General features: G+C 73.6%; 9 protein-coding genes and 1 pseudogene. 4 read left to right on the top strand and 6 right to left on the bottom strand.

Annotated features, from left to right (window positions below; genetic code table 11):
- Positions 1-596 (bottom strand): MFS transporter (locus EBN88_RS04975; protein ID WP_147472645.1); only part of this gene is annotated, 596 nt, incomplete at its 3' end.
- A 464-nt stretch (positions 597-1,060) separates the two neighbouring features.
- On the opposite strand from EBN88_RS04975, the gene EBN88_RS04970 reads away from it, so the two are divergent.
- Positions 1,061-1,810, top strand: coding sequence for a B3/B4 domain-containing protein (locus EBN88_RS04970; protein WP_122182564.1), 750 nt, complete (start codon positions 1,061-1,063; stop codon positions 1,808-1,810).
- A 280-nt stretch (positions 1,811-2,090) separates the two neighbouring features.
- Positions 2,091-4,472, top strand: a complete 2,382-nt coding sequence (locus tag EBN88_RS04965; protein ID WP_233580467.1) for a glycoside hydrolase family 95 protein — start codon at positions 2,091-2,093, stop codon at positions 4,470-4,472.
- A gap of 81 nt (positions 4,473-4,553) precedes the next feature.
- On the opposite strand, the gene EBN88_RS04960 is transcribed toward EBN88_RS04965, so the two are convergent.
- Together EBN88_RS04960 and meaB are read right to left on the bottom strand one after the other, a co-directional pair.
- Positions 4,554-5,750, bottom strand: a complete 1,197-nt coding sequence (locus EBN88_RS04960; RefSeq protein ID WP_122182562.1) for a lactonase family protein — start codon at positions 5,748-5,750, stop codon at positions 4,554-4,556.
- A 135-nt stretch (positions 5,751-5,885) separates the two neighbouring features.
- Complete coding sequence (gene meaB / locus EBN88_RS04955) at positions 5,886-6,941, bottom strand: methylmalonyl Co-A mutase-associated GTPase MeaB (RefSeq protein ID WP_122182561.1); 1,056 nt, start codon at positions 6,939-6,941, stop codon at positions 5,886-5,888.
- 274 nt (positions 6,942-7,215) lie between these two features.
- Here meaB and EBN88_RS04950 point away from each other — a divergent pair, with 274 nt between their 5' ends.
- On the top strand, positions 7,216-7,539 hold the full coding sequence (locus tag EBN88_RS04950) for a DUF4333 domain-containing protein (protein WP_122182560.1): 324 nt from the start codon (positions 7,216-7,218) through the stop codon (positions 7,537-7,539).
- A gap of 73 nt (positions 7,540-7,612) precedes the next feature.
- Here the strand turns inward: EBN88_RS04950 and EBN88_RS04945 are convergent, their stop codons facing one another.
- Complete coding sequence (locus tag EBN88_RS04945; RefSeq protein WP_122182559.1) at positions 7,613-8,233, bottom strand: TetR/AcrR family transcriptional regulator; 621 nt, start codon at positions 8,231-8,233, stop codon at positions 7,613-7,615.
- A gap of 329 nt (positions 8,234-8,562) precedes the next feature.
- On the opposite strand from EBN88_RS04945, the gene EBN88_RS04940 reads away from it, so the two are divergent.
- Entirely contained in the window at positions 8,563-10,857 is a 2,295-nt protein-coding gene (locus tag EBN88_RS04940; protein ID WP_122182558.1) for an exo-beta-d-1,3/1,6-glucosidase, read from the top strand.
- A gap of 59 nt (positions 10,858-10,916) precedes the next feature.
- On the opposite strand, the gene EBN88_RS04935 is transcribed toward EBN88_RS04940, so the two are convergent.
- Positions 10,917-11,225 carry a hypothetical protein gene (locus tag EBN88_RS04935; protein WP_147472644.1) on the bottom strand — a complete coding sequence of 103 codons (309 nt, stop codon included), beginning with the start codon at positions 11,223-11,225 and terminating at the stop codon, positions 10,917-10,919.
- A 305-nt stretch (positions 11,226-11,530) separates the two neighbouring features.
- Positions 11,531-12,448 (bottom strand): annotated as a pseudogene (locus tag EBN88_RS04930) (RHS repeat-associated core domain-containing protein); the annotation flags it as partial.
- Positions 12,449-12,693 lie beyond the last annotated feature (245 nt).

Here is a 12,693-nt window from a genome sequence, read left to right as displayed (position 1 = left end):
GGCGCCTCCGCGCCGACGCCGCCCGGCGCGGGTTCCGGCGCGGGTTCCGGCGCGCCCGCCGGGATGGAGCGCGGCACGGCCAGCAGCGCCGGCAGCGACAACAGCGCGACCGCCCAGAACGCCGCGCGCCAGCCCCAGAGTTGACCCAACAGCGCGCCGCCCGGCACGCCGACCACGCAGGCGAGCGTCACCCCGCCCAGCAGCACCGCCGTCGCCCTGGCCCGGGCGGCGGGCCCGGCCAGCGCGGCGGAGGTGGCCAACGCCACCGCCAGGAAACCGGCGTTGGCCAGCGCCCCGACCACCCGGCAGAGCAGCAGCACGGGATAGCCGGTGGTGAGCGCGCCCACCACATGGGTCAGCAGAAAGAGGCCCAGAAAGCCCATCAGCGCGGTGCGCCGCGACCAGCGCGCGCCGAGCAGCGCCATGGTGGGCGCGCCCACCACCATGCCCAGCGCGAAGGCCGAGGTCAGCGACCCGGCGGCGGAGACGGGGACCGCCAGGTCGGCGGCGATGTCGGGCACCAGACCGGCGAGCATGAACTCCGATGTGCCCTGGGCGAAGACCGCCAGGCCCAGCAGGTAGACGGCCGGCGGCAGGGAACGGGACCCCGTGGCGGGCCCGCCACGGGGGTCGGCAGAAGAAGACACGAAGAACTCCGCAACCACGTCGGACGTCGCCACGCGGCGCACGGCACGACGGCACGGGGCACGACGGCACGGAGCACGCGGGCGACAGGGATCAGAAGCGGGCGGCGACCTGCCGGAACCGTTCACCGGTCACCCGGGAAACCGTTCGGCGCGCCGCGCGCGAGGACGCGGGCCGGCTGTCCGATGGCGTGCTCGACCCCCGTCGCGGCGGGCCCGACACGGCGGGGCACCCGGGCGAACGGGAGGAAGCGGGAGAGGCCACCGGCGAACCGGCGGCTACGGTCTGTCTGACTCCGGGCTGAACACCCGCCCACCCTAAACCGTCCCGGGCCTCCCCCGCTCCCCGGGCGTTCCGTCCCTGTCCGTGCCCGTCGTTACACTGGCCGCCGTTCGACCCCCTCACCTGGAGTGACATGTCCCTCTCCGCCTCGCCCGCCGGCACCGCCCTCGACGACTGGCTGGCCCAGGCCACCGTCGCGCCCGAGATCACCGCCCTGCGCCCCGACTACCGCGCGTTGCTGATCGTGGCCGACGGGCTGCGCCCCGGGCCCAGCGACGAGGTGAGCGAGCGGCTGCTCGCCGAGGCCGAGCGCACGGTGACGGAGCGGTACGCCGGCGGCTCCTACGAGGACGATCCCCATGTCCGCGCCTGGCGCGAGGCGTTCCAGGCCGCCGGGATGAAGCCCAAGCGCACCCGCCCCAGCGCCGACGCGCTGCTGCGCCGCGTGCCGGCCGGGCTGCCCAGGATCAACCGGCTCACCGACGTCTACAACGCGGTCTCGATCGCCCACGCGGTCCCCGTCGGCGGCGAGGACCTCGACCACTACCGGGGCGCCCCCCGGCTGGAACGCGCCGTGGGCGACGAGGAGTTCGCCACCGTGGCCGGCGGCGAGCCGGTGGTGGAGACCGCCGCGCCCGGCGAGCCGATCTGGCGGGACGACCTGGGCGTCACCTGCCGCCGTTGGAACTGGCGGCAGTGCGTCCGCACCCAGCTCACCCTCACCACCACCCGCGCCTTCTTCGTGCTGGACGCGCTCGGCGCGATGGACGACGAGGCGCTCGCCGCCGCCGGCGAGGCGCTGGTGCGCGGGCTGACCGAGGCCAGCCCCGGGGTGCGCACCGCCACCCGCGTCGTCGCCGGCCCGCGACCGGAGGAGGGCTGAGCCACCCCCGGGCGCCGCGCACCCCGACAAGCCGGGGCCCCGCGCCAAGGACCGGCGCGTCCCCGTACACATCCCATGTAACGGCCCCTTGTCAGCCGTCAGTTGCGCTCCAGAGGGGGCGTAACCGGTTCCTGTCGCCTCCCTTGCCGACGAGTCATTGGATGTCTAGCCTGGCCCAGGCCCTGGCATCCGTTTCCCTGTCGGCCTCAGGAGGCCCTCGATGAAGCAAGGGATCAACCGCAGGACCGCCCTCAGGTCAGCCATGGGAGGTGCGGCGGCCATGACGGTCGCGGGTGTTCCGCTGGCCCGGACGGTGGCGGCGTCGGAGCGCGGCGCCGGGGTCCCGGGTGGCGCGCCGCTGGCCGAGCCGACGCCGGAGCTGACGCTCTGGTACGCCCAGCCGGCCGGTGCCTGGGAGAGCGAGACGCTGCCGATCGGCAACGGGGCGCTGGGCGCGGCCGTCTACGGCACGGTCGCCACCGAACGGCTCCAGTTCAACGAGAAGACGCTCTGGACCGGCGGCCCCGGCTCGCCCGGCTACGACTTCGGCAACTGGCGCGAGCCCCGCCCCGGCGCCATCGACGCGGTGCGCGCCGCCCTGGACGCCGACGGCCGCGCCACCCCGGAGGAGGTCGCCGCCCAACTCGGCCAGCCCAAGACCGGGTTCGGCGCCTACCAGACCTTCGGCGAGCTGACCCTCGACTTCCCCGAAACGCCCGAGAACCCCGACGGCTACCGGCGCGAGCTGAGCCTGGCCGAGGCCGTCTCCCGGGTCACCTACCAGGCGGGCGGGGCCACCCACCTCCGCGAGTACTTCGCCTCCCACCCGGCCGGCGTGATCGTCGGCCGGATCTCGGCCGACCACGGCGAACGGGTCTCGTTCACCCTCGACTACACCGGCCCGCACGGCGGAACGGACGTCAGCGCCGCCGACGGACGGATCACCGTGCGCGGTGCGCTCGCCGACAACGGACTGGTCTTCGAGGCCCAGATCCAGGTCCTGACCGAGGGCGGCAGCCGCAGCGAGAGCGGCGGCTCGGTGACCGTCTCCGGCGCCGACGCCGCCTGGTTCGTGCTGGGCGCCGGCACCGACTACGCCGACACCTACCCCGACTACCGGGGCGAGGACCCACACGACGCCGTCACCTCCGCCGTCGACGCGGCCGCCGCCCAGGGCTTCGACGCGCTGCTCGCCGCCCATCTCGCCGACCACCAGGCCCTGTTCGACCGGGTCCGGCTCGACATCGGCCAGCAGATGCCCGCCGACCAGCCCACCGACGCGCTGTTGGCCGCCTACGGCGGGGGCGGCTCCCCTGCGGACCGGGCGTTGGAGGCGCTGTTCTTCGCCTACGGCCGCTATCTGCTGATCGCCTCCTCCCGCCCCGGCTCCCTGCCCGCCAACCTCCAGGGCGTCTGGAACGAGTCCACCGCGCCCCCGTGGTCGGCCGACTACCACGTCAACATCAACCTCCAGATGAACTACTGGCCGGCGCACATCACCAACCTCGCCGAGACCACCGAGCCGCTCCACGCGTTCATCGACGCCCTGCGCGCGCCCGGCCGCGAGTCGGCCGCCCAGATCTTCGCGTCACGGGGCTGGGTCGTCGGCAACGAGATCAACCCGTACGGCTTCACCGGGCTGCACGACTGGGCCACCTCGTTCTGGTTCCCCGAGGCCGGCGCCTGGCTCACCCGGCACCTGTGGGACCACTACCGCTTCACCCAGGACACCGTGTTCCTCGCCGACACGGCCTACCCGATGCTGAGGGAGATCGCCGAGTTCTGGCTGGACAACCTGCACACCGACCCGCGCGACGGGCTGCTGGTGGTCAGCCCCAGCTACTCGCCCGAGCACGGGGACTTCACCGCCGGCGCCGCGATGTCCCAGCAGATCGTCCGCGAGGCCCTCACCCACACCCTCACCGCCGCCGAGACCCTGGGCGTCGACCCCGAGTTGCGCGACCAACTCGCCGCCACCCTGGAGCAGTTGGACCCCGGCCTGCGCATCGGCTCCTGGGGGCAGCTCCAGGAGTGGAAGGAGGACCTCGACGACCCCGCCAACGACCACCGCCATGTCTCCCACCTCTACGCCCTGCACCCCGGCAACCAGATCGCGCCCGGCACCCCGGAGGCGGCCGCCGCCGAGGTCTCGCTGAACGCGCGCGGCGACGGCGGCACCGGCTGGAGCAAGGCGTGGAAGATCAACTTCTGGGCGCGGCTGCGGGACGGCGACCACGCGCATGTGATGCTCGCCCAACAGCTCCGGGAGTCCACGCTGCCCAACCTCTGGGACACCCACCCGCCGTTCCAGATCGACGGCAACTTCGGCGCCACCTCCGGCATCGCCGAGATGCTGGTGCAGAGCCACCACGGCGAGGTCGAGCTGCTCCCGGCGCTGCCCGGCGGCTGGCCCGACGGCTCCGTCACCGGGCTGCGCGCGGTCGGCGACGTCACCGTCGACATCGAGTGGGCCGACGGACGGCCCGTCCAGGCGGTGCTGACGGCCGGCCACGAGGGAACGATCCGGGTGCGCGGCGGCCTGGTCGCCGCCGGCTGCCGGGTCACCGACACCGACGGCACGCCCACGATCCTCAACGCCACCGACGGCGTCGTGGAGATACCCGCCGTCGCCGGCCGCTCCTACACCATCACCCCGCGCTGAGGCCCGGGCCCGGACATCGTGCCGTGGCCCCGACCGCGCCGTCCAACGGGCGGTCGGGGCCACGGCGTTGGCCGTTCGGCGTCAGCCCAGCACGCTGGTGGCCGGCAGCACGCACTCCACGCCGGGCAGCGGCAGCGGCTCCCCGGTCGGGGTCAGCTCGCCGGTCTCCGCGTCCCGCGCGAAGACCACCACGACGCCGGTGGACTGGTTGGCGACATACAGGTGGGCGTCGTCGGCGCCCAGGCTGATGTGGCGCGGCGTCGCCCCGCCGCTGTCCACATGGCCCACCAGGCGCGGCTCGGTCTCGTCCGCTCCGTCCACGGAGAAGATCGCGACGCTGTCGTCGCCCCGGTTGGAGGCGTAGACGAAGCGCCCGTCGGCGGAGACCACGATCTCGGCGGCGGTGTTCCCGCCCGGGTCCGCGCCGTCCGGCAGCAGCGAGGCCACCGCGCCCGGGGTCAGGGCGCCGGTGGCGGCGTCATAGCCGCAGGTCGTCAGCGTGGAGTCCAACTCGCCCAGCACATAGGCGGTTTCGCCGCCCGGGTGGAAGACCATGTGCCGGGGCCCCGAGCCGGGCGGCATCGCCGACTGGTGCTCCTGGGTGAGCTGCCCCGCCTCGGCGTCGAAGGCGTAGGCGTAGACCGAGTCGTTGCCCAGGTCCACGGCGAACAGCCGGGCGCCGCCCGGGTCTGGCAGCACCTGGTGGGCGTGCGGCCCGTCCTGCCGGCCCGGGTGGGGTCCGGAGCCGGTGTGCTGGACGACCTGGGTCACCTCGCCCGGCGCGCCGTCGTCGAGCAGGGCGACGACCGCGACGGTGCCGTCGTTGTAGTTGGCCGAGAAGACATGGCCGCCGTCCGGGTGGACGGCCACATGGCACGGCCCGTCGCCCAGGCCGCCAACGCTGCCCAGCGGGCCGGTCACGGCCCCGTCCTCGTCCAGGGTGAACGCGTCGACCCGGCCGCCGTCGTCGCCGATGACCGAGTAGAGCCGCTCGGCGGTGGGGGAGAGCGCCAGGAACGACGAACGGCTGTCGGCGACCAGCGCGTCCAGGCTCAGCGCGCCGGAGGCCGCGTCGGCCGTGGCCACGCCGATCTCGTGCTGGACCGAGCCGAGGTAGAACCGCGCGGGGTTGGCGAGCGGCGCGGCGCCGCCTGCCGCGCCGGCACGCGGCGTCGGCGTCGAGGCGTTGGCGGCCGAGACCGCGAACGTCAGGCCGCCGCCGGCCGCCGCCGCGAACAGCGTCAGCGCGGTACGTCGGGTAACCGGTGGTGGGGGCATCGGTTGACTCCCTCGTCGTGACGGATGTGTCGGAAGGTGCGCGTCACAGCATCCGCCCAACCGCCGCGTCGGGGAAGAGGGTTGGCGCCCACGCGCACATCCGGAACCGCGCCCCGCCGCCTCGCGCCGACCGCCTCAGCCGCGCCGTTCCGCCGGCTCCGCCTCGCGCCCGGCGTCCGCGTCCCCGGCGAACGCCGCCACCAACCGCTGCGCGGCCAGCGCCGCCGTCAGCGTTCCCGCGCGCACCTCGGCCTCCACGCGCGGCGCCAACTCCCGCACCCCCGGGTGCTGGTGCAGCCGGGAGAGCACCGCGTCGGTCACCATCGACCACGTCCAGCGCACCAGCTGGTCGTCGCGCCGCCCCTTCAGCCGGCCCGAGGCGCGCAACACCTGCCGGTGCCGCCGCACCCGTTCCCACACCTCGTCCAGGCCGCTGCCCTCCCGCGCGCTGCACGTGAGCACCGGGGGCGTCCAGTCCGGGTCGATCGGCTCCATCATCCGCAGCGCGCCCCGCAGTTCGCGCGCCGCGTTGCGCGCCTCCCGCTCGTGCGGCCCGTCCGCCTTGTTGACCGCGATCACGTCGGCCAGCTCCAGCACGCCCTTCTTGATGCCCTGGAGCTGGTCCCCGGTCCTGGCCAGCGCCAGCACCAGGAAGGTGTCCACCATCTCGGCCACCGTGGTCTCCGACTGCCCCACGCCGACCGTCTCGATCAACACCACGTCGTAGCCGGCGGCCTCCATCACCACCACCGCCTCCCGGGTGGCCTTGGCCACCCCGCCGAGCGTCCCGGCGCTGGGGGAGGGGCGCACGAACGCCCGGTCGTCGGCCGCCAGTCGCTCCATCCGTGTCTTGTCGCCCAGGATCGAGCCGCCGGTGCGGGTGGAGGAGGGGTCCACGGCCAGCACCGCGACCCGGTGACCGGTCTCGGTCAGCAGCGATCCGAAGGCGTCGATGAACGTCGACTTGCCGACCCCGGGAACCCCGGTGATGCCGATGCGGTGCGCGTTCCCCGCGTGCGGCAGCAGCCCCAACAGCACCTCCTGGGCGCGCTGTTGGTGGTCGGGCCTGCGGGACTCCAGCAGCGTGACGGTCCGCGCGATCCAGGCGCGGTCGCCGTCCAGCACGCCCGTGACATAGGCGTCGGGCGTGGGCGGCGTGCGGGGCGACGGGGGCTGTGACGGCGGCGTCATGACGGGCGGCCCGTCACGTCGACGGCCAGCGCGCGGACGGGGAGAGCGTCGGTGGCTTGGGCCATGCGCGCATGGTAGATCATCCCTCTTCGGTGGCGCCGGGCGTCGTCCCTGGATGTTCACCGGAAACGGGGGCCGTACAGTTTCTCCTCGTTCACGGAACCACCGCGCGCGTATCGCTGTCCCTGTGCAGGGCGCGCGTCGCCCCGGTGCGTGGCACATCGAGGTGCCCCACCCATCCCCCGTGAAGTTCCCCACGACCAGGAGGTCACCCATGAGACGAATACGGCCGAACCGGGTCCTCGCCCGCGCGGCGCTGGGCGCGCTGCCGCTGCTCCTCGCCACCGGCTGCTCCGGCGGCGACCCCGTCGTCAAGAAGGAGGACGTCGCCGAGCAGGCCAGCGCGCAGCTGGAGGAGATGGTGGGCGCCGCCCCCGACGACTTCACCTGCCCCGAGGACCTCCCGGCCGAGGTCGGGGCCGAGATCCGCTGCGAACTCACCTCGGGTGGCCTGACCTACGGCGTGACCGTCACCACGACCGAGGTCGACGGCGACCGGGCCGAGTTCGACGTCCAGGTCGACGAGACTCCGAAGTGACCGCCCCCGGGGCGCGTTCCCCGCACTAGGTCGGCGCCGGCCCCGGCGGACTGGCGCGGCTCAGCGCTTCCGCTCAGCACTTCTCCGTCGGGGCGAGCAGCTTCTCCAACTGCGCCAGCGTGGCCTCCACGTCGATCGACGGGTTGAGCAGCCACTGCGTCTGGAGCCCGTCCGAGGCCGCGATCACCAGCGCGGCGGCGGCCTGCGGCGAGATGTCCGCGCGGATGTCGCCGCGCAGCTGGCCGGACACCACGCGCTCGGCCAACTCCGCGCGCAGCCCCTCGAACCGGGCGGCGAAGTACTCCCTGGACTCCTCCTGGTCCTCCTCCAACGCCCGTGCCAGCAGCGTCGAGTACAGCTGCACCAGCCCGGGCACCGCGCGGTTCCGCCGCGCGGCGTGCGTCATCATCCCCACCACCGAGCCGCCCGGCGGCTCCGGGTCGCGCTCCTCGGTGCGGCGCTCGGCGAACCGGTAGACCTCAAGCAACAGCTGTTCCCTGGACGCGAAGTAGTGCCGCAGCGCGGCGTGCGAGACGCCGATGGCGTCGCCGATCGCGCGCAGCGAGGTGCCCTCGGAGCCGCGCTCGGCGAACACCTCGATCGCCCGGTCCAGGATCTCCCTGCGGCGCTCAACCCCCTTGGCATAAGGGCCACGGCGCGGCGATCCGTCGGCGGGCGCTGGGGGCTTCGTCATGCCGAGCACAGTAGTACCGGAAGCAGTCCCGGAACCAGTAAAACCTCCATCCGGATGTTTTCAGTGCTAGCGTCGTGAAGAGCGCCTCACCAGCGCCGTTGTCCGCCTGAGCGAATCCGGAGTCATTGTGGTCCCTGCCCACAGCACCACGCGTGGCGCCCGCACGACGGGGTGCGGGCGGGGGGCACGGCCCGGCGGCCGAGCCGGCCACCGACCGTTGTCCCGACCAGGCGTGGGACGCGGCAACCCGCCGACGGCCCCCGCCCTCCCCGCGCGGTGAACCCGCGCACCCACGCGCCCTCCCTGTGACACCTCGGGAAAGGAACCCCGTGAACTCCCCTCTGCCCTACCTCGATCCAGCGCTGCCCGTGTCCGAGCGCGTCGCCGACCTGATCGGGCGGATGACCCTGCCGGAGAAGGTGGGGCAGATGCTCCAGCTGTCCGGCATGGACGGCGTCGACCACCTGGTGCGTGAGCTGCACGTGGGCTCCATCCTGCACACCTCGCCGGAACGGATCGACGAGGCCAACGCGTTGGTCTCCCAGACCCGGCTCGGCATCCCGCTGCTGGTGGCCGAGGACTGCATCCACGGGCACTCGTTCTGGAAGGGCGCCACCATCTACCCCACCCAGCTGGGCATGGCCGCCACCTGGGACCCTGAGCTGGTGGAGCGCGTGGCGCGGGCGACCGCCGTCGAGGTGGCCGCCACCGGCATCCACTGGACGTTCTCCCCGGTGCTGTGCATCACCCGCGACCTGCGCTGGGGCCGGGTGAGCGAGACCTTCGGCGAGGACCCGTTCCTGATCGGCGAGTTGGCCTCCGCGATGGTCAGGGGCTACCAGGGCGAGGGGCTGACCGACCCCACCGCGATCCTGGCCACCGCCAAGCACTTCGCCGGCTACTCCGAGACCCAGGGCGGCCGGGACGCCAGCGAGGCCGACCTCAGCAGACGCAAGCTGCGCTCCTGGTTCCTGCCGCCCTTCGAGCGGGTCGCCCGTGAGGGCTGCCGCAGCTTCATGCTGGGCTACCAGTCCATCGACGGCGTGCCGATCACCGTCAACGACTGGCTGCTGAACGACGTGCTGCGCGGCGAGTGGGGCTACACCGGCACCCTTGTCACCGACTGGGACAACGTCGGCCGCATGGTGTGGGAGCAGCTGGTCTGCGCCGACTACACCGAGGCGGCGGCCAAGGCGGTCCGCGCCGGCAACGACGTGGTGATGACCACCCCGCAGTTCTTCGAGGGCGCGCTCCAGGCCGTCGCCGAGGGAACGCTGGACGAGGCGGAGATCGACGCCGCCGTGCGCCGCGTGCTCACCCTCAAGTTCGAGCTGGGCCTCTTCGAGAACCCGCGCCACCCCGACCCCGAGCGGCAGGCCGCCGTCGTCGGCAGCGCCGCGCACGCCGAGCTGAACCTGGAGGTCGCCCGCCGCTCGCTGGTGCTGCTGCGCAACGACGGGACGCTGCCGCTGGACGGCGGGTACACCGCCGGCGCCGACGGCCGGGCCGTCGCCGGGGACGGCGCCGCGCCCCGCACCGTGGCGCTCATCGGGCCCAGCATCGACGACCCGCACACCCAACTCGGCGACTGGGCCGGCGCGTCGGGGCAGACCGACTGGCTGCTGCCGGACGGCCACCCGCGCGAGATGACCGAGACCGTGCTGGACGGCTTCCGGGCCGTCGCGCCCGAGGGGTGGACGGTCACCCACGCGAAGGGCGCGGAGATCCTGACCGTGGGGCCCGACCCGGAGGGGGAGTTCTTCCCCGACGGGCAGCCCAGGCCCGACGTGGTGATCCCGGCCGAGCCCGACGAGGCGCTGATCGCCGAGGCGGTGGCGGCCGCCGAGGCCGCCGACCACGTGGTCGCGGTCGTCGGCGACCGGATCGAGCTGGTCGGCGAGTCCCGCTCCACGGCGACGCTCGAACTGGTCGGCGCGCAGGTCGCGTTGCTGGACGCGCTGGCCGCGACGGGCAAGCCGCTGGTGGTGGTGCTGCTCAGCTCCAAGCCGCTGGTGCTGCCGCCGTCGGCGTTGAACGCGGCGGCCGTCGTCTACGCGTTCAACCCGGGGATGCGCGGCGGGCGGGCCCTGGCCGAGCTGCTGCTGGGGCTGATCGAGCCGACGGGGCGGCTGCCGCTCTCCTTCGCCCGGCACGCCGGGCAGCAGCCGACCTACTACAACCAGGTGCGCGGCCAGCACGGCACCCGCTACGCGGACCTGACCCAGTCCCCGGCGTTCGCCTTCGGCGAGGGCCTGAGCTACACCACCGTCGAGTACCGGGACCTGGAGGTTCTCACCCCCGTCCTGGAGGCCGACGACACGGTGCGCGCCCGGGTCACCCTGGCCAACACCGGGGAGAGGCCGGCGCTGGAGACCGTGCAGATCTATGTGAGCGACACGGTCACCTCGGTGACCTGGGCCGCGAAGGAGCTGAAGGGCTACCGCCAGGTGCGGCTCGCGCCGGGCCAGACTACGACGGTGGCGCTCGAACTGGCCGCCGCCGACTGCACATTGGTCGACGCGGCGGGCAACCGGGTCGTCGAACCCGGCGCGTTCGAACTCCTCGTCGGCCCCTCGTCCCGTGACGAGGCGCTGCTCCGCGCGGGCTTCGCCATCAAGGGCTGAGCGACACCCCTCGGGGGTCGCGCCGGCCGGCGCGACCCCCGAGAAGTGCGCGGGGCGTCTCAGAGCGGGAAGTCGCACGTCCAGGGGGCGTCGAGCGCCTCGGGGTCCACGCCCACCCGCGCCACGGCCTCGTCGATGTCGTCGAGGGACGTGACCCGCTCGTCGCCCACGATCCGCATGTCCTCGTCGAAGAAGGACACGTCGTCGTCCACCAGCTCCGAGGCGACCTCGAAGGTTCGCACGCGGTAGCCGCCCCCGGGCAGCGGGATCACCCACACCCAGGAGTAGTGGCCGGGCGACCCCGGCTCCCTGCGGGCGGCGAGCGCGCCGTTGAGCATGGTCAGGCGGTTCCGTGCTGCGATACGCATGGTCATGGTGTCCAGAAGACGCGGACGATGGGCCCTTCGAAGGTGTGGATCTGTAGGTGGGGAAGATCGCCGTCCCGATTGCCGGGACCGTGGCCGAGCACCCGACCGCCCTCCCCGAGTTGGTCGTCCCAATGGTAGGTGCCGCGCTTCTCTCCGAAGTACTGTCTGGTTCCCGGCCCGTCGAAGCCCGTGGCGTTGCGGTAGCCCTGGCCCTGGTAGACGCCGAGGAACAGCTCCTCCACCTCGCTGCGGCTGCCCATGGTGACGCTGGTGGCGCCGTTCTCCAGCTCGCGCGCGGCGCGTGAGACGCGCCCGCTCGACCAGGGGATGTCGTAGTCGGCCAGGCCGAGGGGGTCGACCTCGACCTGCGGATTGGGGACATAGCCGTCCGGGTTGAGCCCCGGCAGCAGCCCCAGCGGGTCCTGGCTGGCGTAACGGGCGGTGTGCGGGTCGTAGTAACGGTTGACGTTGTAGTGAAGGCCGCTCTCCGGATCGTGGTACTGGCCGGGGAAGCGCAGCGGGGTCATCCCGGTCGCCCCGGGCCGCCACGCGGTGAGGCCCCAGGCGGTGGACCGCGCGCTCCACGCCGTGTGGCCCTCCTCGTCGACCAACTCGGTGGGGGCACCCACCAGATCGGTGACGATGGCGAAGAACCGCGCGTCGACGACCCGTTGGGCGGTGTCGTCGGTCAGCCGCTCCGTCTGGGCGAGGGGGCGGAGGCCGTCGTGCTCCCAGGTCAGCACGGTCCCGGACGCCGGCCCTTCGCCGGTCGTGTGCTGCTCCACCAGCACGCCGCCGTCCCAGGTGAAACGCGTCTCCGCCAGCACGGTCTCGCCGTCCGCGGCCATCCTCCGCTTGGCGACCCGCCGGCCGAAGCCGTCGTAGAGATAGCGCCACAGGGTGCCGTCGGGGGTGGTGACAGAGGTCAGCCGGTCCTCGGCGTCCCAGGTGTAACGCCAGACGTCCGGCCTGCGGGACAGCCGCGTCCGACGCCGCGGCACCACGCGGCCCGCCGCGTCGTGCTCGTAGTGGATCGCGCCGGCCCGCACCAGACGCGTGCCGGTGTAGTCGCGCTCGCCCGTGGACTCGGAGCCGGCGAAGTGGGAGGGCCAGCTCGCGGCCGTCTGGTTGCCCGCCGCGTCATAGGCGTAGCTCTCCTCCCAACCCGGCGCGCCGATCCCGGTGATGCGCCCCACGGTGTCCAGCGCGTAACGCCGGACACCGAGTGCGGCGTCCGTGCGGGACTGGGGACGGCCGTCGGCGCGGTAGGTGTAGGCGCGGTCGTGGAGGGGGGTTCCCGTCGTGCGCCACGGTCTCCCGCGTCAGTCGCCCCGCCGGGTCCCAGTCCCTGGTGAGCGTCAGCGCGTCGCCGACGCGGCGGGTGATCTCGCGACCGGCGGCGTCGTGCGCGAAGCTCATGCGGTGCCCGTCGACGTCGAGTTCGCTCAACAACCCGGCGCCGTCGTAG

The sequence above is a fragment of the Streptomyces triticirhizae genome, assembly GCF_003696235.1.
Taxonomy (GTDB): Bacteria; Actinomycetota; Actinomycetes; order Streptomycetales; family Streptomycetaceae; genus Streptomyces; species Streptomyces triticirhizae.
Note: the sequence above shows the minus strand (reverse complement) of the source record. Positions and strands in the feature narration are given on the sequence as shown.

What these genes read in the sequence shown, in the direction of transcription:
- EBN88_RS04970 (WP_122182564.1), top strand. Translation starts at nt 1,061, where the DNA reads ATGTCCCTCTCCGCCTCGCCCGCCGGCACCGCCCTCGACGACTGGCTG.
- EBN88_RS04965 (WP_233580467.1), top strand. Translation starts at nt 2,091, where the DNA reads ATGACGGTCGCGGGTGTTCCGCTGGCCCGGACGGTGGCGGCGTCGGAG.
- EBN88_RS04960 (WP_122182562.1), bottom strand. Translation starts at nt 5,750, where the DNA reads ATGCCCCCACCACCGGTTACCCGACGTACCGCGCTGACGCTGTTCGCG.
- meaB (WP_122182561.1), bottom strand. Translation starts at nt 6,941, where the DNA reads ATGACGCCGCCGTCACAGCCCCCGTCGCCCCGCACGCCGCCCACGCCC.
- EBN88_RS04950 (WP_122182560.1), top strand. Translation starts at nt 7,216, where the DNA reads ATGAGACGAATACGGCCGAACCGGGTCCTCGCCCGCGCGGCGCTGGGC.
- EBN88_RS04945 (WP_122182559.1), bottom strand. Translation starts at nt 8,233, where the DNA reads ATGACGAAGCCCCCAGCGCCCGCCGACGGATCGCCGCGCCGTGGCCCT.
- EBN88_RS04935 (WP_147472644.1), bottom strand. Translation starts at nt 11,225, where the DNA reads ATGCGTATCGCAGCACGGAACCGCCTGACCATGCTCAACGGCGCGCTC.